The sequence below is a fragment of the Microbacterium sp. NPDC019599 genome (genome assembly GCF_040632175.1).
In the GTDB taxonomy this organism is placed as follows: Bacteria; Actinomycetota; Actinomycetes; order Actinomycetales; family Microbacteriaceae; genus Microbacterium.
On sequence record NZ_JBEYBL010000003.1, the window covers coordinates 352,941 to 376,207 of the forward strand.

Consider the following 23,267-nt stretch of genomic DNA (forward strand, 5'->3'; position numbering starts at 1 on the left):
CAGACGGTACGCCTGTCGATGGGATGCTGTCAATAATTCTTTACACGCGGGTTGCGTCGTCGGACTGCGGCTCTTCGGACGGCTCGGGGTCGTGCGCCCATGTGGGGGCGAGTGCCCGGATCCGCGCGGCGCGCCACTGCCAGGTGGCCCAGAGGACGGGCCACAGCGCGGGTGCGGTCGGGCCGCCGATCACCAGGCGATCGCGCCACAGCGTCTTCGTCGGATCGCCCGGCGCCGGCGAGACCGCCATCTGGTGGTCCCACACGTCGAGACTCGACAGCGGGCCGGTGAGCGGGATGCCGCTGTCGCGGAAGATCCGCACGGGTCCGTTCGGTCCGTCGACGTGGCGCTCGCTCATGTGGATGAGCTGGCGGCCCATCGGCACGACGCCGAGCGCGCTGAGCTGGACCGGGACGTCGTCGCCCGGCGACCAGGACGTCGGCAGACCGTGCGGCACGAGCGGATCCAGATCGAGCAGCGGCCCGTACAGCTCCGCGACGGCGCGGGGCGAGTGGACGGCCCGCCACGCGGCATCCGCGTCGCAGTCGATCACGAGCTTCAGCAGAACGCGCATGCTCCAGTCTCGCACCGGCGGCCCAGGCGCTGCGGCCTAGGATTTCGGGGTGCCCGAGAAGCTGCATCCCTTCGACCAGTCCACGTATCAGGTCCGCTTCGAGTGGGGTGCGGACGGTCTCGTGCGGCTCGCGCCGGCCGACGTCGTCGTGCTCGTGGACGTCCTGGGCTTCTCGGCGAGCCTCATCTCGACCGCCGAGGCCGGCCGGACGACCGAGCCGGATGCTGTCACCGCCGCCATGACGATCATCGAGGCCGCGGAACTCGGTGAGGCGGTCGTGCTGATCGGCGGCCTCCGCAATGCGGCCGCCGTCGCGGCGGCCGTGCTCGCCGAACAGGAGCGCCGGGCCGCCCGCACGAGCGTCGCGGTCGTCGCGGCGGGCGACGGGCATCGCTTCACGGTCGAGGATCAGCTCGGCGCAGGCGCCGTCATCGCGGCGCTCGCCGACCGCGGCATCGACCACTCCTCGCCCGAGGCGGCCGCGGCGTGCGAGTCCTTCCGGGGCCTGCGCCGCGCGACGCGGCACCTCCTGACGGCGAGCGGCTCGGGCAGGGCGTTCCCGGGCGGTGTCGACGAGGTCCACGCGGCCGCCGCCGTCGACGCCTCGTCGGCGGTGCCGGTCCTGCGCGACGGGGCCGTCGGTCTCGGTCGTTGAGCGACACTTCGACTCGCTTCGCTCGCTCAGTGCGGGTCTGCGCGAGACGAAACCGCCCACTCCAGGCCGCGGCGGTTGTCGAGTAGGGCGCTCCGCGCCCGTATCGAGACACGTCTCGGTCGCTTCGCTCCCTCGCTCAACGACCGGGTGCGACTGCGTCGGGCTCAGTCGCGGGGAGTCATCGCCGCGAGACGGGTAGCGGGGGTGATCTCGCGCCGCGTCCACGTGAAGAGGTGCCGCGAGTCGAAGCGGGGCGCGCACTTGACGCACGACGTCGCCCGCGACGGCCGGCGGTGCCGATACGCCGTGTGGCCCGCAGGGCACACGCCGACCCAGGGCGCGAGTTCGATCGCCGTCTCGCCGTGGTGGGTCACGCCGCCGACGTAGCCCAGGTCTCGCGCCACGGACTTCCAGCGCGGGCCGTGCGCAGCATCCGGACCCGCCAGTGCGTGCGCGACCTCGTGGAGCAGCGTCTGATGATTGGTGTCGTCGTCGTAGCGCGCCGTGAGGTAGCGCGACACCGAGATGCGCTTGCGGGTGTAGTCGCACAGGCCCGCGCGGCGCTTCGCGTTGTCGAACGCGAACGTCCACGAGTCGTCGAGATGGGTCGCGATGAGGGCCTCGGCCCACCGCCGCACGCGCTGCAGTTCCGACATGCCGGAGAGATTAGAACAGACGTGCGACAGTCAACTGGCGACAGCCCGGGCGCGCCGCCGGTCGGCGGCGTCGATCGCCTGGAGCGTGGACTCGAGCTGCTTGTCGCTCGCGCCGGAGTCCTGGCGGAGGAACAGCGCCCGCTTGAAGTCGGTGCGGGCCGACTCGTAGTCCTCCGCGTCGTAGTGGACCTTCCCGCGATGCTCGTACGCGAACGCGGCGATCGCGCCCCAGCCCTGGCCCTCGGCTTCCTCGGCGCACGTCGTGAGCTCCTGCTCGGCCGCGGCGAAGGCGCGCCGCTGCTGCAGGACCGACGCGTGCAGGATGCGGGCGCGGAGGAGATCCTTCCGCGTGCCCGCCATGCGGGCGAGCCGCACGGACTGCTCCGACACGACGAGGGAGTCCTCCAGCCGATCGAGCACCTTCAGCAGCCACACGCGCTCCAGGAGCGCTGCGAGGCTGCGTTGCTCGCCGATCTCCTCGAGCCGCTCCTTGCACTGGCGGGGGTCGATCTGCTCACGCAGTGTGTCGGGGTCGTATCCGTGGATGTAGCTCACCGTCTACTCCTCTCCGCGCGCACCGGTTCGCCGTTCCAGTGTGCCCCGCGGTTCGGGGTGCGCCGTCCCGGCACGCCGGGGCACGCGACGGATCAGCGTTCGAAGAGGGAGGCCGAGGGCTTGGGCGACGGCGTCGCGTCGGCGTCGGTCGCGGGCCGGGCCCCGCGCACGAACTCGTCGAGCTCGGCGCCCTGCGCGACCTTGGCGGGGTGGGGCCCTGCGGCCATGAGCCGCGGCAGCCACTGGGTGGGCAGGGGCGCGCCGGATGCCGCGACCACGAGGTTGCCGAACCTGCGGCCCTTGAGCGTCTGCACCTCGGCGAGCACGATGACGTGCGGCAGCACGGCGCGCACGGTCGCGACCTGTCGCCGTGCGAAGGCGAGGCCCGCGCCGTCCGCGACGTTGACGAGGAGGACCCCGTCGGGTGCGAGCAGCCGTGCGGCGGCGGTGTAGAACTCGACCGTCGTGAGGTGTGCGGGCGTCTGTGCGCCCGAGTAGACGTCCGACACGAGGAGGTCGACGGCCCCCGTCAGCGCGGCCGGAAGCCGCCCGATACCCTCGCGCGCGTCGCCGATCCGCACGCGGATGGCCGCTCCGCGCGGCAGCGGGAGGTTCCCGCGGACGAGCTCGACCAGGGCCGGCTCGAGCTCGATGACCTGCTGGCGCGAGCCGGGACGCGTCGCCTCGACGTAGCGCGGGATCGTCAGGGCCCCCGCACCGAGATGCACGGCGGTGAGGGGCTGCCGGGGCATCCGGAGCCGGTCGATGACCGCGCCCATCCGCGCGATGTACTCGAAGTGCAGGTGCGTCGGGTCGTCGAGGTCGACGTGCGACTGCGGCGTGCCGTCGACGACGAGCTCGAACCCGCTCGTGTAGGCCGAGGGGACGATGCGGGCGAGGGTCCCGTCCGCGAGCCGGGCCTGTGGCTCGTCGGCCGGTTCCCTGCGCGCTCTCGCCATGCCTCCACGCTAGCCCGGTGTGCACAACGTCGCTGATCCGAGTCTCGCGGGCCAGATCGCGGCCCCTCGAGGCGCCGCGGCGGCGGCAAAGGGCGACGTTGTGCACGCCGCCGGTCGGCACCCGCTGCGGCGATACCGTGGGCACATGGCTTCGATCGACCTCAACGCGGACCTCGGCGAGACGGTCGGCGGCGTCGCGACGGCCGACGACGAGGCGATGTTCGCCGTCATCTCGAGTGCGAGCATCGCCTGCGGCGGGCACGCGGGGGATGCCGCGTCGATGCGTGCCGCGGTGCAGCGCGCGACCCGGTTCGGCGTGGCCGTCGGCGCCCACCCGTCGTATCCGGATCGGGCCGGCTTCGGCCGGACGCGCATCCCGATCGCGCCCGTCGACCTCCGGGCCTCGATCGCGGAGCAGCTCGCGGCGCTCGAGGCGGCGGGTGCCGGCATCCGCTACGTCAAGCCGCACGGGGCGCTGTACCACTCCGTGACCCGCGACCGCGCCGAGGCCGACGCGGTGGCGCAGGCCGTGGCCGACCTCGCGCAGCGATCGGGCCGGGCGGTTCCGATCCTGGGTCTCGAAGGCGCGATCGCGGACGCCGCGGCCGCGGCGGGGCTCCCGTTCGTCCGCGAGGCGTTCCTCGACCGCGGGTACCGCCCCGACGGATCGCTCGTCCCGCGCGGCGAGCCCGGCGCCCTCCTCGACGACCCCGCGCTCGTCGCAGCCCGTGCTGTGCGCCTCGCCGCGGAGGGTCGTGTCGAGGCCGTCGACGGGTCCGACGTCGGGACGGGCGCGGCCTCCCTGTGCCTGCACGGCGACTCGCCCGCGGCCGTCGCGATGGCCCGCGCCGTGCGCGCCGCGCTCGACGCCGCCGGCATCGGAGTGCGCGCGCCGTGGTGATCGCGACCCGCGTGCTGCCCATGGGCGACCGCGCGCTCCTGGCCGAGACCGGCTCGCTCGACGACGTCCTCGCGCTGCACGCAGGGCTCACAGCATCCCGCCCGCCCGGCGTCGTGGATCTCGTCCCCGGCGCGCGCACAGTGCTCGTGCGCGTCGACTCGCGGATGCCGGCCCTCCCCGCGACCCGCGCGTGGATCGAGCGCACGGCCGTGGAGACGGATGCTGTCGCCCCCCGCCGCAACGACGCTGCGGTCGTCGAGCTCGAGGTCGCGTACGACGGTCCCGACCTCGCGTCGACGGCGGAGCTGCTGGGCCTCGCACCCGACGAACTCGTGCGCCGCCACGCCGCCGCCGAGTGGACCGTGGCGTTCACGGGGTTCGCGCCCGGGTTCGGGTACCTCGTGAGCGGCGAGTGGGACTTCGACGTCCCGCGCCTGGAGAGCCCGCGTACGCGCGTCCCGGCGGGCGCGGTCGGCCTCGCGGCGGGGTTCACGGGGGCGTATCCGCGCGAGACTCCGGGCGGGTGGCGGCTCATCGGCACGACGACCGCGACGCTGTTCGATCCGGACGCTGAGTCCCCGGCGCTCCTCCCGCCCGGGACCCGCGTGCGGTTCGTCCCCGCGCGGGCCAAGGCCACCACCTCGCCGAACCCACCCCTTTCCATCGAGCCCACCCCTTTCCGCACACAGGAGCGGGTGGGTTCGCCGGAAGTGGGTGGGTTCGGCGAACAGACGAGCCCCGCAACCACGCCGAGCGAGCCGCCGCGCGGCATCCGGATCCTCGAGCCCGGCCTCCTCTCGACGATCCAGGACCTGGGCCGGCCGACAGCGGCGTCGCTCGGCGTCGCCGTCTCGGGGGCGCTCGACCGCGGCGCGCTGCGGACGGCCAACCGACTCGTGGGCAACCCCGAGGGCGCGGCCGGCGTCGAGATCACGATGGGCGGGTTCCGCGCCGTCGCGGAGGACGACCTCTGGTTCGCCGTGACGGGCGCCTGGGGTCCGATCCGCCTCGACGACCGCGAGGTGGACCCGTACGAGGCCCACGCGTGGCCGTCGGGAGCCGAGCTCCGCGTCGACTGGTTCGGCAGCGGCGCCCGCGGGTTCCTCGCCGTGCGCGGCGGGCTCGACGGCCGGGTCGTGCTCGGCTCGCGCGCGACGGATCTCCTCGCGGGTCTCGGGCCCGCACCGCTGCGCCCCGGCGATGTCGTCGGCGTCCGGGACGAGGCATCCGGTCCCGTCCCGGCCTCCGCGATCGCGCCGTGGGGCGCGCCGCACGACGAAGAGCTCGTCGTGGAGCTCGCCCCCGGACCGCGCGCCGACTGGTTCGCGGCATCCGCCCTCGACGTGCTCTACGAGGCCGTCTGGACCGTCACGAACGACGCCGACCGCGTCGGCGTGCGCCTCGACGGGCCGGAACTCATTCGCAGCCGCGCGGGCGAGCTGCCGAGCGAAGGCATGGTCCCGGGCGCCCTGCAGGTGCCGCCGAGCGGACGGCCGACGATCCTCCTCGCCGACGGTCCCGTGACGGGCGGGTATCCCGTCATCGCGGTTGCGACGGATGCTGCGCTCGACGCCGTCGCGCAGGCCCGGCCGGGGACCCGCATCCGCTTCCGCCACGCCCGCGCGGGCTGAGACGCGGAGCGCACGTCGATCGGCCAGAAGTTCCGGCGAACCGGCGTCGAATTGCCAGAACTTCTGTGATCTCGACGCGGCCGCCTGCCGACCGCGCGCGAGCGTCAGCGTGCGCTCGCCGCGGTCGCTCCGGTCAGCGCGTACTCGGCTGCCTCGAACGCGCCGTACTCGGCGCCGCGCTCCTCGGCGGCGGCCAGCCGGCGCAGGATCTCGGCGGCGCCGGCGGGGTCGTCGGCGGGGTCGGGCACGAGGGCCGCGACGTAGCGCGTGTGGTAGACGAAGTCCGGTGTGTCGAAGGTCGCGACGCGCTTGCGCATCGCCGTCGCGGCGCCCGCCAGGACGCCGGCGCGCTCGACGTCGCCGCGCAGCGCGGCGATGGCGCAGAGGCCCTCGAGGCCGTACGCGATGCCCTCCTCGTGCGCGAGGCGCATCGAGCCCTCGATCGCGGAGCGGAAGAGCCGCTCGGGCTCGTCGACGTCGCCGCCGAACAGCAGCATGCGGGCCAGGTGGTGCGTCGCGATGGTCGTCGCGAACTGCTCGCCGCTGGCCGCAGCCGCCGCCAGTCCGCGAGTGAAGAGCGCCATGGCCTCTTCGGGCTCGTTCCCCAGGATGGCGAGTCGGCCGAGCGCGACGAGCCCCAGCGACTCGCCCCATCCGGCGCCCGCACGGCGGAACCGCTCCGAGGCCTGCGAGACCCATCCGGATGCCGCGGCGAGGTCCGGATCGGTCGTGTTGAGCTCCGCCATCCCCGCCGTCGCGAGCGACATCGCGACGCCGAGCTCGTCGTGCAGGTCGTCGAAGAACCCGGCCGCTCGCACGAGCGTCTGCGCCACGGAGTGGGGCGGCGCGTTCCACATGTCCCGCCAGCAGATGTAGAAGTCCGCGATCGCCGTCTCGCGCGGCGTCGCGTCGCGGTCCATGCGGGCGCGCAGCTCCTCCATCCAGGCGGCGACCTCCATGAGGTACCCGCCCACCCACCAGTAGATGTACAGCCGCCAGGCGACGTCGGTCGCCGTCTCGGCATCCCCGATCGACACGAGATGGCGGACGGCGGCGCGCAGATTGCCCCGCTCGAGGTTCAGGCGCGCGACCGACGCGATCTGCCGGTCCGTGCCGAGCCCGCGCTCCATGCGCCGCGCGAGCTCCAGGTAGACCTCGGCGTGCGAAGTGCGCGCCGGGAGCTCATCGCCGGCCTCGCGGAGCCGCTCGATGCCGTACTCGCGGACGGTCGCGAGCATCGAGAAGACCGACTCCCCGTCGATGTCCGCCTGCTCCACGAGGGACGAGTCGACGAGCATCTCGAGCGCCTCGAAAGCGTCGAAGTCCCAGCCGCGCCTGGTGCCGAGCGCCTCGACCGAGTCGAGCGTGAACCCCGGCGAGAAGACGGACAGATCGTGGAGCAGGCGACGCTCGGATGCTGTCAGCAGCCCCGTCGACCACTCGATCGTGGAGCGCAGGGTCCGCTGCCGCTCGGGGAGATCGCGCGAAGACTCAACGAGCAGGGGCAGCTGCCGGTCGAGCCGATCCAGGATCGCGACGGGAGTGAGCACGCGCATGCGGGCGGCCGCGAGCTCGATCGCCAGGGGGACGCCCTCCAGGGCGCGGCAGATCCCGACGACGGCCGCCGCATTGGCCTCCGTGACGGCGAAGTCGGGCTTGACGGCGCGGGCGCGCTCGACGAAGAGCTCGACGGCCGGCGATGTGAGAGCCCGCGTGACGGATTCCGGCGACGCCGCGTCGTAGGACGCCAGCGGAGGCACGTCGAACACCCGCTCGCCCCGCACCCGCAGGAGGACCCGGCTCGTCACGAGCAGCACGACGTCGGGGGCGAGCGTGTACAGCTCGACCAGGATGGGCGCGGCATCCACGATCTGCTCGAAGTTGTCGAGCACGAGGAGCATCCGGCGCCCCTCGAGGGCGATCGACAGCCGCTCCGTGAGCGCCAGCTCACCCGTGTCCCGGATGCCGAGCGCGTACCCGATCGTGGGCAGGAGGAGCCCCGGCTCGAGGACGTTCTCGAGCGGGACGAAGACCGCGCCGTCGGGGAAGGCATCGGACGAGGCCGCCGCGACGGCCAGAGAGAGCCGGCTCTTGCCGATGCCACCGGGGCCGAGGAGGGTGACGAGGCGCGTGCCCGGCTCCTGGAGGCGCGCCAGGACGGCCTCCACCTCGCGATCCCGGCCGATGAGGGGAGTGAACGAGACGGGGAGGCGCGAGGCATGGTCGATGGCCGGGGGCGTCACGTCCACCCCGGGCCTGGCAGCGTCGAACCGCTCGGCGAGGAGGGTCGCGAGGTCCGCCGTGACGAGCTCGGCGAGCTCCTCGGGCGTCGCGTACGACTTGTACGACGCCGTGTCGTCGGCGCGGATCCGGTCGATGAGCTCCTCGAGCCGCTCATCGCGATCGGCGGGCTCCTTGAGGTAGATGAGCTTCGGGAGGGCGGCGGGAGCCAGCCGATACTCGTCCTCGAGTCCCGAGATGTCCTCGCCGGGCGCGACCCAGCCGTAGCGCTCGCCGTAGATCCCCACGAAGACGTCGCTCTGCGCGAGATAGGCGCGGTACAGCTCCCGCGGAGGGTGCGGCCGAGCGCCGAGCTCGAACATGACGGGAGCCAGCCGCAGGCGCTCGATGGCTCCGCGCGCCGCGATGCGCTCGCGCTCCAGCTCGCGCAGCGTCGAGGACACGAAGATCCTCAGCCGCTGGTCGGGAGTGCGGATGGTCGTTGTGCTCACCACCTTCGCAGCGCGGCGCGCAGGGTGGGATCGTCGAGGCCGGGCAGGGCGATGGCGACCGCCTCGGCGACGGACAGGCCCGCCCCGGCGCGCTCGCCGGCCGCGAACTCGACGGGGTCGCTCTCGCGGAGCTCGGCGATGCGCTGCGTGTGGACCGTGAACGCGCCGACGTCGAAGATGCCGATGCGGTGCCGGATCGCCTCGGCGGCCGCGGAGAGGGCGCTGGCCCGCCACGTCTCGCCGCGCGATGCCGCGATGCCGCACACACCCTCGAGTCCGTAGGCGACGCCCTCGTCGTAATGGAGGCGCACCGACTGTCCCAGGCTCAGGATGAACTCCTGCTCGGCGGCGTCGACTTCGCCCCGGGCGAAGTTCAGGCGCGCCCGGAGGTTGCCGGCGATGGTGCTCGTGAAGAGATCGCCGCTGGAGTGCGCGACGTCCTTCGCCTCGCCGAAGCGCTCGAGCGCCCGCGCGGGATCGCCTCGCACCCACGCGAGCCGCCCGAGCGAGACGAGCGTGATCGCCTCCGCCCACGCGTTGCCGAGTTCGCGGAGCAGTCCGACCGCCTCCGTGAGCTCGGCCTCGGCCTTCTCGACGTCGGGGTTCGCGAGCTGCACGCGCGCCGTCGCCCGTGCCGCCAGCGCCATCGCCGAGGCATCCGCATCGCCGCTCTCGGCGAAGAGCCGGATGCACTCTCCGATCCCGGCGACGACCTGCTCGGTCGGGTTCTGCCACATCTCGCTCCACAGCGCGAAGAACCAGGCGACGGCCCGCGTGTGCTGCGTGATGGTCGCCTGCTTCTCGAGCAGCTCCATCATCCAGACGCGCACCTCCCCGAAGAAGCCGCCGATCCACCAGTAGATGAGCAGGCGCCAGGCGAAGTCGGCCGCGTCCTCGAGTCGGCCGGCGTTGACCATGTGCCGGATGGCGGCGCGCAGGTTCGGCAGCTCGAGGCCGAGCTCGATGACCGCATCGGCCTGACGCGCCCCGCGCAGGCCCGGGGCGATGCGCGCCACGAGCAGACCGTAGTACTCGGCGTGGGCCGCGCGCATGCGGTCGAGCCCGCCGCGAGCCTCGAGCCGGTCCAGCGCGTACTCCCGGACGATCGTGAGAAGGGAGTAGACGGAGCGGCCCTCGATCTCGGTGACCTTGACGAGCGAGCTGTCGACGAGCGCCGCGAGGACATCGACACCCTGGCCCTCCCACGTGCGGCCGACGCCGAGGGCCTCCGCGGCCTCGAGCGTGAACCGGCGGGCGAAGACCCCGAGGTCCTCGAGCATGTCGCGCTGCTCGTCCGGAAGGAGACTCACGCTCCAGTCGATCGTCGCCCGCATCGTGCGGTGCCGCTCCGGGAGGTCGCGGACCGCCGCCGTCAGCAGCGGCAGGCTCTGCTCGAGGCGTTCCGCGATGGTCTGCGGCGGCAGGAGCCGCACCTTGGCCGCCGCGAGCTCGATGGCCAGCGGCAGGCCTTCGAGCCGCCGGCAGATGTCGGCGACCGCGGACGCGTTCTCGTCTGTGAGCTCGAAGCCCGGTTTTGCCGCCGATGCCCGGTCGACGAAGAGTGCGCACGCCGTCGACTGCTCGACGCGCTCCACGGTCGCCTGCGCCGTCTCCTCGGGCGTCGTGAGCCCCGTGACGTCGTACACCTGCTCGCCGCGGATGCGCAGCACGATCCGGCTCGTGACGAGGAAGGTCGCGAGCGGGGCGAGATCGTAGAGGCGGATGAGGACGGGGGCCGCCTCGATGATCTGCTCGAAGTTGTCGAGGACGACGAGCACGCGACGGCGCGCGAGGGCATGCCCGATGCGCTCTTCGATCGCGGCCTCGCCGGTGTCGCGGATGCCCAGGAAGTACGCGATCGTCGTGATCAGCAGGCGCGGCTCGAACACGTTCTCGAGCGGGACGAAGTAGACGCCGTCCGGGAAGAGGTCCTCCGCCGCCAGCGCCGTCTCTATCGCAAGCCGGCTCTTGCCGATGCCCCCGGGCCCGATGAGGCTCACGACGCGGTGCCGCTCCGCGAGCAGTCGCCGCAGCGCCGCGAGGTCCGCCTCGCGGCCGATCGTCGTCGTGTACGGAACGGGCACGCTGCCCGCAGCGGGCTCGGCCGCCTCGCCGGCCTCGCCGTGGTCATCCCCCTGCGTGCGCGACTCGTCGAAGCGCTCCGCGAGGAGCGTCGCGAGGTCGTCCGTGATGCGGTCCTGCAGCTCTTCCGGGGTCTGGAAGGGGAGATAGGCCGCATGGTCGTCCGCCTGGATCCGGGCGATGAGGGCCTTGAGGCGTTCGTCGCGGTGGTCCGAGGCCTTGATGTAGATGAGCTTGGGCATCGTCGCGGGGGCGAGGTCGTACTCGTCCTCGAGCCCCGACTTGCGCTCGTCGGGTGCGACCCAGCCGTAGCTTTCCCAGTAGATGCCGACGAACACGTCGCTCTGCTCGAGATACGAGCGGTACAGCTCGCGCGGCGGGTGCGGACGGGCGCCGAGCTCGAACATGACGGGGGCCAGCCGCATCCGCTCGATCGCGCCGCGGGCGGCGCGGCGCTCGTCGGCGAGTTCGTGCAGGGTCGAGCTGACGAAGACCCGGATCCGCTGGTCGGGTGTGCGGATCGCGGGCCGATGGCCCACGGTCATGCCCACATCATGACGCGATCGCCGCTTCCCGGCCACTGCTTCGGGCAGCATCCCCTCACCACGGCGCCACGGCCCTTTGGAAGGAGCCGCTTCTCAGCCACTGCTTCGGGCAGCATCCCCTCACCACGGCGCCAGGGCCCTCTGGAATGAGGCCGCTTCTCGACCACTGCTTCGGGCAGCATCCCCTCACCACGGCGCCAGGGCCCTCTGGAAGGACGAGTCGGCGTCTGGCAGTGCGACGGCGAACGCCTCGGCGAGCGTCATGTCGCGACCGGCCCGTTCGCCCGCCGCGACCGCCGCCGGGTCGACGGCGCGCACGGCGGCGAGAGGCTCCGCGTTGGCCGCGAACCCCTCGACGTCGAAGACGCCGACGCGCTGGCGGATGGACTCCGTCGCGGCGGCCAGGGCGCCCGCGCGCCACGCGTCCCCGGCGATCGCCGCGATGGCGCTCATGCCCTCCAGCGCGTACTGCGCGCCCTCGTCGTAGTGCAGGAGCGCCGACAGCTCGAGCGCCCTGCGGTACTCGACGGCGGCCGCCTCGGGGTCGCCGCCGATGAGCCGCATGCGCGCGACGTTGTTGCCCGAGACGACCCGCATGAAGGCATCCTGTCTCTCGACGCCGATCGACGACCCGGCGTCGAAGTGCCCGATCGCGTCGGGGAAGGCGCCCCGCGCGAGGGCGAGCAGCCCGAGCCCGACCTCGGCGAGCGCCTCCGTCCACCAGTCGCCGAGGCGGTGCAGCTCGTCGCGGGCATGCTCGAGGTCGGCGAGCGCGGCCGCCATGTCGAGGTCGGGGAAGCGCATGCGCGTGCTGCCGCGTGCGGCGAGGGCCATCGCCGCGGCCTCCTCGTCGCCGGCCTCGGCGAACAGGCGCGAGGCCTCACCGAGATCCTCGATGACCTGCTGCGACGGACGTCGCCACATCTCACCCCACACCGTGAAGAAGACGGCGATCGCCTGCGTGCGGGTGGTGATGGGATGCTGCTTCCCCAGCAGCTCCAGCATCCACAGCCGCACCTCGCTGAAGAAGCCCGAGATCCACCAGTAGACGAAGAGGTTCCAGGCGAAGTCGCCGGCGTCGTCGAGCCGATCGGTGTAGACGAGATGGCGGACGGCGGCGCGGAGGTTGGACAGCTCGAGCCCCAGGAGGTGGACGGTGTCGGGCTGATGAGCGCCGCGCAGATCGGGTGCGGCGCGCTTCACGAGCCCCGAGTAGTAGTCCGCGTGTGCCCGGCGCATCGCGTCGGCCTCGCCGCGTGCCTTGAGCCGGCCGAGCGCGTACTCGCGCACGATCGCCAGGAGCGAGAAGACCGAACGGCCGCCCACGTCGATCTGCTTGATGAGCGAGGCGTCGACGAGCCCGCCGAGGGCCTCCAGCACCTGGCCCTCCCACGAGCGGCCGACGCTGACGGACTCGACGGCGTCGAGGCTGAAGCGCGTCGCGAACACGCCGAGATCTTCCAGGAGATCGCGCTCGACATCGGGCAGCAGGCTCATGCTCCAGTCGATCGCGGCGCGCATCGTGCGATGCCGCTCGGGCAGGTCGCGAGACGGAGCGGTCAGGAGCGGGAGGCTCTGCCCGAGGCGGGCGTCGATCGCGGACGGCTGGAGAGCCCGCACCTTCGCGGCGGCGAGCTCGATCGCCAGCGGCAGGCCCTCGAGCCGCCGGCAGATGCTCACGACGTCGGCGACGTTCGATTCCGTGAGCTCGAAGTCCGGCCGCACGGCACGGGCCCGGTCGACGAAGAGCGCGACGGCCGATGACCGCAGGGCGCGCGGGATCGTCGCGGGCTCACCGCCCGCCGGTGACGTGAGCGGCTCGACCTCGTAGACGCGCTCGCCGCGGATCCGCAGGACGACGCGGCTCGTCACGAGGAACGTCGCCAGCGGCGCGGCCGAGTACAGGCGCACGAGGTCGGAGGCGGAATCCACGATCTGCTCGAAGTTGTCGAGGACGATGAGCACGCGCTTGCCCTCCAGGGCGCGGGCGATGCGGTCCTCGAGGTCGGCGTCGCCGATGTCGCGGACGCCGAGCGAGTACGCGATCGTGGGCAGCAGCAGGCCCCGCTCGAGCACGCCCTCGAGGAGGACGAAGTACACCCCGTCGGGGAACTCCGAGGCGCTGGCCCGTGCGACCTCGATCGCGAGGCGGCTCTTGCCGATGCCGCCGGGACCGATGAGGCTCACGACCCGGTCCGTGCCCGCGGCCAGCAGGTCGTGCACGTTGCGGACGTCCTCCTCGCGGCCGATCGTCGTCGTGTACGGCGCCGGCACGTGTCCGGGCGCCGCGGACGAGGCGTGCGAGACCTCCTCCTCGTCCTGCGCGCGGGCGCTGTCGAAGCGCTCGGCCAGGAGCGTCGCGAGGTCGTCCGCGATGCGGTCCTCGAGCTCCTCGGCGGTGTGGAAGGGGAGGTAGGCCGCGTGGTCGTCCCGCTGGATGCGGGCGATGAGGTCCTTGAGGCGCGGCTCGCGGTCCTGCGACGCCTTGATGTAGATGAGCTTGGGCATCGTGGCCGGGGCGAGGTCGTACTCGTCCTCCAGGCCGGAGATCTGCTCGTCGGGCGCGACCCAGCCGTAGCTCTCCCAGTAGATGCCGACGAAGACGTCGCTCTGCTCGAGGTAGGAGCGGTACAGCTCGCGCGGGGGATGGGGGCGGGCGCCGAGCTCGAACATGACAGGGGCCAGCCGCATCCGCTCGATCGCTGCCCGCGCGGCGGCGCGCTCGTCCGCGAGCTCGCGCAGGGTCGAGCTTACGAAGACCCGGATCCGCTGGTCGGGCGTTCGGATCACGGGTCGGTGGACCCCAGTCATGCCCACATCATGACGCGCCGAAGGCCCCGATGTCATGCGCTTGCATTGAATTTCCGCGGTTCGGCGCGGCATGTCGTGCCGAACGCGGCGTTTATACCGCAGCATCCCGAACTCGTCAAGAATTCGGCTGGACACGGCGCGTCGAACGACATATAGTAGGTAGTTGCGCTCTTGGATTCCCCCTGCCCTCATATGGTGGTCGGCTGTGCCTGCGTGCCCCCGCTTCATCGCCCTGGCGATATCGCGGTGAGCGGCGCGCAGGATTCGGGGATTGTCCGAGCACTCCACCTGACGACAAGGAAACGTGCCCCCCGGGGCCCACGGAGGTAATCCCCTTGGCTGCTGCGCCCAACGCATCCAACCCCACCACCAACCTCAAGAACGGCCGCGGAGCATCCCGCCTCTCGTTCGCCAAGATCTCCGACACGCTGACGGTTCCCGACCTTCTCGCGCTGCAGACCGAGTCCTTCGACTGGCTCGTCGGCAACGACGCGTGGAAGGCGCGCGTCGAGGAGGCCGTCGAGGCCGGCCGCACCGACGTGCCCGAGGTCAGCGGCCTCGAGGAGATCTTCGAGGAGATCTCGCCGATCGAGGACCTGAGCGAGACGATGCAGCTCTCGTTCACGAACCCCTACCTCGAGCCCGAGAAGTACTCCATCGAGGAGTGCAAGGAGCGCGGCAAGACGTACGCGGCCCCGCTCTACGTCGAGGCCGAGTTCATGAACCACCAGACCGGTGAGATCAAGACCCAGACGGTCTTCATGGGCGACTTCCCGCTCCAGACCGACAAGGGCACGTTCATCATCAACGGCACCGAGCGCGTCGTGGTGTCGCAGCTCGTCCGCTCGCCCGGCGTCTACTTCGACCGCACGCCCGACAAGACGTCCGACAAGGACATCGTCTCGGCCCGCATCATCCCGAGCCGCGGCGCGTGGCTCGAGTTCGAGATCGACAAGCGCGACCAGGTCGGCGTGCGCATCGACCGCAAGCGCAAGCAGTCGGTCACCGTCTTCCTCAAGGCCCTGGGCCTTTCGAGCGAGGACATCCTCAACGAGTTCGCCGGGTACGAGTCGATCGAGGAGACGCTGTCGAAGGACACGATCCTCTCGAAGGAGGACGCGCTCCGCGACATCTACCGCAAGCTGCGTCCGGGCGAGCAGGTCGCGGCCGAGGCCGCCCGCGCGCTCCTGGACAACTTCTACTTCAACCCGAAGCGCTACGACCTCGCCAAGGTCGGCCGGTACAAGATCAACCACAAGCTCGGCCTCGACGCCGCGCTGACCGAGTCGGTCCTGACGGTCGACGACATCGTCGCGACGATCAAGTACCTCGTCCGCCTGCACCGCGGCGACACCGTCTTCGACGGCGTGCGCAACGGCGAGCAGGCCGAGATCCGCCTCGACGTCGACGACATCGACAACTTCGGCAACCGTCGCATCCGCGCCGTCGGCGAGCTCATCCAGAACCAGGTCCGCACGGGTCTGTCGCGCATGGAGCGCGTCGTCCGCGAGCGGATGACGACGCAGGACATCGAGGCCATCACGCCGCAGACGCTCATCAACGTGCGTCCCGTCGTGGCCGCGATCAAGGAGTTCTTCGGAACTTCGCAGCTGTCGCAGTTCATGGACCAGAACAACCCGCTCGCGGGTCTGACCCACAAGCGCCGCCTCTCGGCGCTCGGCCCCGGCGGTCTGTCGCGTGAGCGCGCAGGCGTCGAGGTCCGCGACGTCCACCCCTCGCACTACGGCCGCATGTGCCCCATCGAGACGCCGGAAGGCCCGAACATCGGCCTCATCGGCTCGCTCGCCTCGTTCGCGCGCATCAACGCGTTCGGCTTCATCGAGACGCCGTACCGCCGCGTCGTCGAGGGCCGCGTGACCGACCAGATCGACTACCTGACGGCCAGCGAGGAGAGCGACTACATCGTCGCCCAGGCCGGTGTCGAGCTGAAGAAGGACGGCTCGTTCGCGAACGACCGCGTCCTCGCCCGCCGTGGACAGGGTGGCGAGGTCGACCTGTTCCACGCCGAGGAGATCGGCTACATGGACGTCTCTCCGCGCCAGATGGTGTCGGTCGCGACGTCGCTCATCCCCTTCCTCGAGCACGACGACGCCAACCGCGCCCTCATGGGTGCGAACATGCAGCGCCAGGCCGTTCCGCTCCTCCGCTCCGAGTCGCCGCTCGTCGGCACCGGCATGGAGGGCTACGCGGCCATCGACGCCGGTGACGTCGTGACCGCCGAGAAGGCGGGCGTCGTGGTCGAGGTCTCGGCCGACGTCGTCACGGTCCAGCTCGACGAGGGCGGCACGCAGGACTACTTCCTGCGCAAGTTCGACCGCTCGAACCAGGGCACGAGCTACAACCAGCGCGTCATCGTCTCGGCGGGCGACCGAATCGAGGCCGGCGAGGTCATCGCCGACGGCCCGGCGACGGAGGACGGCGAGCTCGCGCTCGGCAAGAACCTCCTCGTCGCGTTCATGACGTGGGAGGGCCACAACTTCGAGGACGCCATCATCCTCAGCCAGGACCTCGTAAAGGACGACACCCTCTCCTCGATCCACATCGAGGAGTACGAGGTCGACGCCCGCGACACGAAGCTCGGCAAGGAGGAGATCACGCGCGACCTCCCCAACGTGAGCCCCGACCTGCTGAAGGACCTCGACGAGCGCGGCATCATCCGCATCGGCGCCGAGGTCCGCCCCGGCGACATCCTCGTCGGCAAGGTCACGCCCAAGGGCGAGACCGAGCTCTCGGCCGAGGAGCGCCTGCTCCGCGCGATCTTCAACGAGAAGAGCCGCGAGGTCCGCGACACGTCGCTCAAGGTGCCTCACGGCGAGCAGGGCACGATCATCGCGGTCAAGGAGTTCAACGCCGAGGACGGCGACGACGAGCTCGGCTCGGGCGTCAACCGCCGCGTCGTGGTCTACATCGCCCAGAAGCGCAAGATCACCGAGGGCGACAAGCTCGCCGGCCGCCACGGCAACAAGGGCGTCATCGCGAAGATCCTCCCCGTCGAGGACATGCCCTTCCTCGCGGACGGCACGCCGGTCCAGGTCATCCTGAACCCGCTCGGCATCCCGGGTCGAATGAACTTCGGCCAGGTCCTCGAGCTGCACCTCGGCTGGATCGCCCAGCAGGGCTGGAAGGTCGAGGGCACGCCCGAGTGGGCTGCCGCCCTGCCGCAGCAGGCCTTCGAGGCCGCCCCCGGCACGAAGGTCGCGACCCCCGTGTTCGACGGCGCCTTCGAGGAGGAGATCGCAGGTCTGCTCGACTCGACCAACGTCACCCGCGACGGCGAGCGCCTCATCGGCTCGTCGGGCAAGACGACGCTGTTCGACGGCCGCTCGGGTGAGCCGTTCCCCGCGCCCATCTCGGTCGGGTACATGTACATCCTGAAGCTGCACCACCTCGTGGACGACAAGATCCACGCGCGGTCGACGGGCCCGTACTCGATGATCACCCAGCAGCCGCTCGGTGGTAAGGCGCAGTTCGGCGGCCAGCGCTTCGGTGAGATGGAGGTGTGGGCCCTCGAGGCCTACGGCGCCGCGTACGCGCTCCAGGAGCTCCTCACGATCAAGTCCGACGACATCCTCGGCCGCGTCAAGGTCTACGAGGCGATCGTCAAGGGCGAGAACATCCAGGAGCCCGGCATCCCCGAGTCGTTCAAGGTCCTCATGAAGGAGATGCAGTCGCTCTGCCTGAACGTCGAGGTCCTCTCGGCCGACGGCACGGCGGTCAACCTCCGCGACACCGACGACGAGGCCTTCCGTGCCGCCGAAGAGCTCGGCATCAACATCTCCAGCCGGTTCGAGTCGTCGTCGATCGACGAGATCTGATCCGCGACAGCATCCCGACTGAATTTTCGACACAGGAGAACTAGTGCTCGACGCAACAACTTTCGATGAGCTTCGCATCGGCCTGGCCACCGCCGACGACATCCGTCGCTGGTCCTACGGCGAGGTCAAGAAGCCCGAGACCATCAACTACCGCACGCTCAAGCCCGAGAAGGACGGCCTCTTCGGCGAGCAGATCTTCGGGCCCTCCCGCGACTGGGAGTGCGCCTGCGGCAAGTACAAGCGCGTCCGCTTCAAGGGCATCGTCTGCGAGCGCTGCGGCGTGGAGGTCACCAAGTCCTCCGTCCGCCGCGAGCGCATGGGCCACATCGAGCTCGCCGCGCCCGTGACGCACATCTGGTACTTCAAGGGCGTGCCCTCGCGCCTCGGGTACCTGCTCGACATGGCGCCGAAGGACCTCGAGAAGGTCATCTACTTCGCCGCCTACATGGTCATCTCGGTCGACGAGGACGCGCGCCACCGCGATCTCCCGACCCACGAGAACAACCTCCGCCTCGAGCTGAAGACGCTCGCGGACCGCCGTGACGCGCGCATCGCCGCGCGTCTGGCGAAGCTGGAGGAGGAGCTGGCCGGTCTCGAGGAGGAAGGCGCCAAGGCCGACCAGAAGAAGAAGGCCAAGGACTCCGCCGAGAAGGACATGGCGGCCATCCGCAAGAACGCGGACGAGTCCATCGCCAAGCTCGAGCGCGTGTGGGAGGAGTTCCGCAACCTCGAGGTCGGCTCGCTGAAGGGCGAGGACGAGATCTTCCACGAGCTCCAGGACCGCTTCGGCCAGTACTTCGAGGCGTACATGGGCGCCGAGTCGATCCAGCGCCGCCTTCAGGCGTTCGACCTGGCCGCCGAGGCCGAGAGCCTGCACCTGCAGATCTCGGAGGGCAAGGGCCAGCGCAAGATCCGTGCGATCAAGCGCCTCAAGGTCGTCAACTCGTTCCTGCAGACCGGCATGAGCCCGGCATCCATGGTCCTCGACGTCGTCCCGGTGATCCCGCCGGAGCTTCGTCCGATGGTGCAGCTGGACGGTGGCCGCTTCGCGACCTCCGACCTCAACGACCTGTACCGTCGCGTGATCAACCGCAACAACCGCCTCCGCCGCCTCATCGACCTCGGCGCCCCCGAGATCATCGTGAACAACGAGAAGCGGATGCTGCAGGAGGCCGTCGACGCGCTGTTCGACAACGGCCGCCGCGGTCGTCCCGTCACGGGCACCGGCAACCGCGCCCTCAAGTCCCTGAGCGACATGCTCAAGGGAAAGCAGGGTCGCTTCCGCCAGAACCTGCTCGGCAAGCGCGTGGACTACTCGGGCCGTTCGGTCATCATCGTCGGTCCGCAGCTCAAGCTCCACCAGTGCGGTCTGCCCAAGCAGATGGCGCTCGAGCTGTTCAAGCCGTTCGTCATCAAGCGCCTGATCGACCTCGGTCACTCGCAGAACATCAAGGCGGCCAAGCGCGCCGTCGAGCGCACGCGCCCCGAGGTCTGGGACGTGCTCGAGGAGATCATCCGCGAGCGCCCCGTGCTGCTCAACCGCGCGCCCACGCTGCACCGCCTCGGCATCCAGGCCTTCGAGCCGCAGCTCGTCGAGGGCAAGGCCATCCAGCTGCACCCGCTCGTCTGCGCGGCGTTCAACGCCGACTTCGACGGTGACCAGATGGCCGTGCACCTGCCGCTGTCGGTCGAGGCTCAGGCCGAGGCCCGCATCCTGATGCTCGCGTCGAACAACATCCTGAAGCCGTCCGACGGCCGCCCGGTGACCCTGCCCTCGCAGGACATGATCATCGGCCTGCACCACCTGACCACGGTCAAGGAGGGCGCCGCGGGCGAGGGTCGCGTGTTCGGCTCTGTCGGCGAGGCGATCCTGGCCAAGGACGAGGGCACCCTCGACCTGCAGGCCAAGGTCCGCATCCGCATCCCGGGTCTGTCGTTCCTCGAGGGCGAAGCCCCCGAGGGCTATGACCGCCATGGTCTGGTGGACGCCTCGCTCGGCCAGGCGATCTTCAACGACACGCTCCCCAAGGGCTACCCGTTCGTCCGCGAGCAGGCTGACAAGGGCAAGCTGTCGCAGATCGTCAACAAGCTCGCCGAGGAGTACCCCAGGGTCGAGGTCGCCGCGTCGCTCGACCGGATCAAGGACGCCGGCTTCTACTGGGCCACGCGCTCGGGCGTCACGGTCGCCCTCAGCGACATCCTGACGCCGCCGAACAAGGCGGAGATCGTCGGCGGCTACGAGAAGCAGGCGGCGAAGGTCCAGGCGCAGTTCGAGAAGGGTCTCACGACCGACGCCGAGCGTCGCCAGGAGCTCATCAAGATCTGGACCGAGGCGACCGACGAGGTCCAGAAGGCGATGCGCGACCACTTCCCGGCCGACAACACCATCAACCGCATGGTGTCGTCCGGTGCTCGTGGAAACTGGCTGCAGATCCGCAACATCGCGGGTATGCGCGGTCTCGTGAACAACCCGAAGGGCGAGATCATCCCGCGTCCGATCATCTCCTCGTACCGCGAGGGTCTGTCGGTGGCGGAGTACTTCATCGCGACGCACGGTGCCCGCAAGGGTCTGGCCGACACGGCCCTGCGTACGGCCGACTCGGGCTACCTCACGCGGCGCCTCGTCGACGTCTCGCAGGATGTCATCATCCGCGAGGAGGACTGCGGCACGACGAAGGGCCTCGAGCTCCCGATCGCGACGCAGGGCCTGGGCGGCACGCTCGTCAAGGACCCGAACGTCGAGAACTCGGTCTTCGCCCGCACGCTCGCGGCGGAGGTCACAGACGCCAAGGGCGAGGTCCTCGCCGAGGCGGGCGACGACGTGGGCGACGTCCTCATCGACAAGCTCGTCGAGGCCGGCATCGAGACCATCAAGGTCCGCTCGGTCCTCACGTGCGACTCGGCCGTCGGCGTCTGCGCGCAGTGCTACGGCCGCTCGCTCGCGACCGGCAAGATCGTCGACATCGGCGAGGCGGTCGGCATCATCGCCGCCCAGTCGATCGGTGAGCCCGGCACGCAGCTGACGATGCGCACGTTCCACACGGGTGGCTCGGCCTCGGCCGATGACATCACGCAGGGTCTGCCGCGTGTCCAGGAGCTCTTCGAGGCCCGCACCCCCAAGGGCGCGTCGCCGATCGCCGAGTCCGACGGTCGCATCACGATCGACGAGACGGACCGCGCGAAGAAGGTCATCCTGACGCCCGACAACGGCGACGAGCCGCACGTCTACCCGGTCCTCAAGCGCGCCACCCTCCTCGTCGAGGACGGCCAGCACGTCACGGTCGGCCAGCCGCTGCAGGTCGGCACGCTCGACCCCAAGGAGGTCATGCGTGTCATGGGTGCCCGCGAGGTGCAGAAGTACCTCGTGAACGGCGTCCAGGGGGTGTACCGCTCGCAGGGTGTGCCGATCCACGACAAGCACATCGAGGTCATCGTGCGCCAGATGCTGCGCAAGGTCACCGTCGTCGACCACGCCGACACGACCCTGCTCCCGGGCGAGCTGGTGGACTTCAAGCGCTACCAGCAGATCAACCGCGAGGCCGTGGCGGAGGGCAAGCGCCCCGCGTCGGGCCGGCCGGAGCTCATGGGCATCACGAAGGCGTCGCTCGCGACGGAGTCGTGGCTGTCGGCCGCGTCGTTCCAGGAGACGACGCGGGTCCTCACCCAGGCGGCGATGGAGGGCAAGAGCGACCCGCTCGTCGGCCTCAAGGAGAACGTCATCATCGGAAAGCTCATCCCCGCCGGAACCGGACTTGCGAAGTACCGCAACGTCACGGTCGAGGCGACGGAGGAGGCCAAGAGCGAGCGGTACCCCAACCGCATCTTCGCCTCGGACGGCGCGTACAGCGACGCCGACCTGAGCTACGTCGACTTCGACAGCTTCTCCACGGACGGCTTCTCGGGCGACTACAACTGAGGTCCCGGGATGCCTCAGCTGAGAGCATCCCGGATCTGAACACGATGGCCCCGGCATCCGCCGGGGCCATCGTCGTATCCGCTCCTGCGCGCCGAACGCGCTGAGTCCCCGCGCCCGCTTACCGTTGAGTGGGGAAAGGGGCGGCATGGCGCGCATCGGCGGTCGCAACCTCTGGCTCGCGTGGCCCGCGGGCCTCTTCTGCGCGGGCGTCGTCGCGGCCCTCGTGTGGCTGGCGATCCCCGCCGTCCCCGGAACGATCGCCTTCGTGGGCGACACGCTGCGGGCCGCGACGTCGGCGCCCGAGGCGGCCGGCGCGCGGCCGGTCGCGGAGGCCGCGCTCGACACGACCGCCGACATCGACTGCCGCGACCTGTATCCCGGAACGCTGTGGCTCGAGCTCGCGTGGTCCCCTCAGTCGCTGCTGAGCCAGAACCGCAACGCTCCGGCCACCGAGGTCACGAGCCTCGTCGACGCGCTGCAGCCGTCCGTCCGTGTCACGTGCGCCTGGCGCGAGACGGCGGGCACGATCTCGTCGACCCTCTCGGTCGTGCAGACGGATGCTGCTCCCGTGGCCGACCTCGCGCTGCGCGGGCAGGGCTTCGCGTGCGTCGCCTACGGCTCGGGCGTCGCCTGCACGAGGATCTCGGGCGCCGTCGTCGAGGAGCACGTCGTGCGCGACGGCCTGTGGCTCGCGAGCGTCGAGAGGTCGTGGCATCCCGAGGACTACGGCACGCGCCTGGCCGCCTTCGTGTGGGGGTGAGTCAGCCCCACTGCCCCCAGATGTACGCGACGATGCTCGCGGTGTAGCCCGTCGGAGCGAGGTTCGAGTACTGGGTGTCGATGAGGATGCCGTCCCGCCAGAAGAGCGTCCGCCCGTCCGTGACGGGGTAGTCCTCGTTGGGCCACGTCTTCTCGCACCGCGTCCCGCCGTCGGGCGTGTAGCAGGTGAAGCCCTCCTCCTCCGCGAGCTCGTTGAGCATGTCGAGGGCGGGGCCGCGGGAGACGTTCGTGATCTCGGTGCGCAGGTGCGTCGTGTCGGCCGCGGGGTCCGCCCAGATGCAGATGAGGCTGCCGTCCGGCTGCGGCCCCGACGGGCCGAACGCGGGGTCGTTGAGCGGCACGTCCTCGAGCTGGGCCAGCACGTCCTCCGCGAGCATCTCCTCGCAGTCGTCGGGGATCCGGGGGACGAACGAGCCCGAGGCGCTCGGCGTCGCGGACGGGGTGGGGCTCGTGCCGATGTCGGGCGTCTCGGCCGAGGAGGGCGTCGAGCCGTCGCCCGTCGACGCCTCCGGCGCGCAGGCCGCGAGCATCGTGAGGAGCAGGACGGATGCCGCAGCGCCGGCGAGCTTCGCGCCGATCGATCCCGGACGTGCCATGCGGCTCACCTTAGCCGCGGCGGTGCGCGCGGCCGCAG

At 71.0% G+C, this 23,267-nt stretch carries 14 protein-coding genes; 6 read left to right on the forward strand and 8 right to left on the reverse strand.

What is annotated here, in order from left to right; translation table 11 throughout:
• Positions 1–40: 40 nt before the first annotated feature.
• Positions 41–574: a hypothetical protein gene (locus ABZ477_RS08310; protein WP_360130747.1), complete on the reverse strand. Its 534-nt coding sequence runs from the start codon at positions 572–574 to the stop codon at positions 41–43.
• A 49-nt stretch (positions 575–623) separates the two neighbouring features.
• Here ABZ477_RS08310 and ABZ477_RS08315 point away from each other — a divergent pair, with 49 nt between their 5' ends.
• On the forward strand, positions 624–1,229 hold the full coding sequence (locus tag ABZ477_RS08315) for a 2-phosphosulfolactate phosphatase (RefSeq protein WP_360130750.1): 606 nt from the start codon (positions 624–626) through the stop codon (positions 1,227–1,229).
• Between the two features lie 164 nt (positions 1,230–1,393).
• Here the strand turns inward: ABZ477_RS08315 and ABZ477_RS08320 are convergent, their stop codons facing one another.
• The 3 genes from ABZ477_RS08320 to ABZ477_RS08330 form a co-directional block, all read right to left on the reverse strand.
• On the reverse strand, positions 1,394–1,885 hold the full coding sequence (locus ABZ477_RS08320) for a SprT-like domain-containing protein (protein WP_360130753.1): 492 nt from the start codon (positions 1,883–1,885) through the stop codon (positions 1,394–1,396).
• Between the two features lie 30 nt (positions 1,886–1,915).
• A complete protein-coding gene (locus ABZ477_RS08325; RefSeq protein WP_360130755.1) occupies positions 1,916–2,440 on the reverse strand; it encodes a hypothetical protein in 525 nt (174 codons plus the stop codon).
• A gap of 92 nt (positions 2,441–2,532) precedes the next feature.
• The gene (locus ABZ477_RS08330) at positions 2,533–3,399 is read right to left on the reverse strand and encodes a fused MFS/spermidine synthase (protein WP_360130758.1); all 867 of its coding nucleotides are present in this window, start codon (positions 3,397–3,399) and stop codon (positions 2,533–2,535) included.
• Between the two features lie 145 nt (positions 3,400–3,544).
• Between ABZ477_RS08330 and ABZ477_RS08335 the strand changes: the two genes are divergently transcribed.
• The gene (locus tag ABZ477_RS08335) at positions 3,545–4,300 is read left to right on the forward strand and encodes a 5-oxoprolinase subunit PxpA (RefSeq protein WP_360130761.1); all 756 of its coding nucleotides are present in this window, start codon (positions 3,545–3,547) and stop codon (positions 4,298–4,300) included.
• On the forward strand, positions 4,294–5,931 hold the full coding sequence (locus ABZ477_RS08340; RefSeq protein ID WP_360130764.1) for a 5-oxoprolinase/urea amidolyase family protein: 1,638 nt from the start codon (positions 4,294–4,296) through the stop codon (positions 5,929–5,931). Before ABZ477_RS08335 ends, ABZ477_RS08340 begins: the two co-directional genes overlap by 7 nt.
• A 104-nt stretch (positions 5,932–6,035) precedes the next feature.
• Here ABZ477_RS08340 and ABZ477_RS08345 read toward each other — a convergent pair whose 3' ends face one another.
• The 3 genes from ABZ477_RS08345 to ABZ477_RS08355 all read right to left on the reverse strand — a co-directional run bounded on the left by ABZ477_RS08345 (position 6,036) and on the right by ABZ477_RS08355 (position 14,101).
• A complete protein-coding gene (locus ABZ477_RS08345) occupies positions 6,036–8,663 on the reverse strand; it encodes a DUF4062 domain-containing protein (RefSeq protein WP_360130767.1) in 2,628 nt (875 codons plus the stop codon).
• The gene (locus ABZ477_RS08350; RefSeq protein ID WP_360130770.1) at positions 8,660–11,290 is read right to left on the reverse strand and encodes a DUF4062 domain-containing protein; all 2,631 of its coding nucleotides are present in this window, start codon (positions 11,288–11,290) and stop codon (positions 8,660–8,662) included. Before ABZ477_RS08350 ends, ABZ477_RS08345 begins: the two co-directional genes overlap by 4 nt.
• Positions 11,291–11,476: 186 nt before the next feature.
• Positions 11,477–14,101: a DUF4062 domain-containing protein gene (locus tag ABZ477_RS08355; RefSeq protein ID WP_360130773.1), complete on the reverse strand. Its 2,625-nt coding sequence runs from the start codon at positions 14,099–14,101 to the stop codon at positions 11,477–11,479.
• Positions 14,102–14,436: 335 nt separating this feature from the next.
• Here ABZ477_RS08355 and rpoB point away from each other — a divergent pair, with 335 nt between their 5' ends.
• The 3 genes from rpoB (at position 14,437) to ABZ477_RS08370 (ending at position 22,613) form a co-directional block, all read left to right on the forward strand.
• On the forward strand, positions 14,437–17,937 hold the full coding sequence (gene rpoB, locus ABZ477_RS08360; protein ID WP_360130776.1) for a DNA-directed RNA polymerase subunit beta: 3,501 nt from the start codon (positions 14,437–14,439) through the stop codon (positions 17,935–17,937).
• A gap of 43 nt (positions 17,938–17,980) precedes the next feature.
• Positions 17,981–21,853 carry a DNA-directed RNA polymerase subunit beta' gene (gene rpoC / locus ABZ477_RS08365; protein WP_360130778.1) on the forward strand — a complete coding sequence of 1,291 codons (3,873 nt, stop codon included), beginning with the start codon at positions 17,981–17,983 and terminating at the stop codon, positions 21,851–21,853.
• Positions 21,854–21,998: 145 nt separating this feature from the next.
• Positions 21,999–22,613, forward strand: a complete 615-nt coding sequence (locus ABZ477_RS08370; RefSeq protein ID WP_360130781.1) for a hypothetical protein — start codon at positions 21,999–22,001, stop codon at positions 22,611–22,613.
• A 1-nt stretch (position 22,614) separates the two neighbouring features.
• Here the strand turns inward: ABZ477_RS08370 and ABZ477_RS08375 are convergent, their stop codons facing one another.
• Positions 22,615–23,229: a hypothetical protein gene (locus ABZ477_RS08375; protein WP_360130784.1), complete on the reverse strand. Its 615-nt coding sequence runs from the start codon at positions 23,227–23,229 to the stop codon at positions 22,615–22,617.
• Positions 23,230–23,267: the final 38 nt, after the last annotated feature.

What these genes read in the sequence shown, in the direction of transcription:
- ABZ477_RS08355 (WP_360130773.1), bottom strand. Translation starts at nt 14,101, where the DNA reads ATGACTGGGGTCCACCGACCCGTGATCCGAACGCCCGACCAGCGGATC.
- ABZ477_RS08310 (WP_360130747.1), bottom strand. Translation starts at nt 574, where the DNA reads ATGCGCGTTCTGCTGAAGCTCGTGATCGACTGCGACGCGGATGCCGCG.
- ABZ477_RS08375 (WP_360130784.1), bottom strand. Translation starts at nt 23,229, where the DNA reads ATGGCACGTCCGGGATCGATCGGCGCGAAGCTCGCCGGCGCTGCGGCA.
- ABZ477_RS08350 (WP_360130770.1), bottom strand. Translation starts at nt 11,290, where the DNA reads ATGACCGTGGGCCATCGGCCCGCGATCCGCACACCCGACCAGCGGATC.
- ABZ477_RS08370 (WP_360130781.1), top strand. Translation starts at nt 21,999, where the DNA reads ATGGCGCGCATCGGCGGTCGCAACCTCTGGCTCGCGTGGCCCGCGGGC.
- ABZ477_RS08330 (WP_360130758.1), bottom strand. Translation starts at nt 3,399, where the DNA reads ATGGCGAGAGCGCGCAGGGAACCGGCCGACGAGCCACAGGCCCGGCTC.
- ABZ477_RS08335 (WP_360130761.1), top strand. Translation starts at nt 3,545, where the DNA reads ATGGCTTCGATCGACCTCAACGCGGACCTCGGCGAGACGGTCGGCGGC.
- ABZ477_RS08320 (WP_360130753.1), bottom strand. Translation starts at nt 1,885, where the DNA reads ATGTCGGAACTGCAGCGCGTGCGGCGGTGGGCCGAGGCCCTCATCGCG.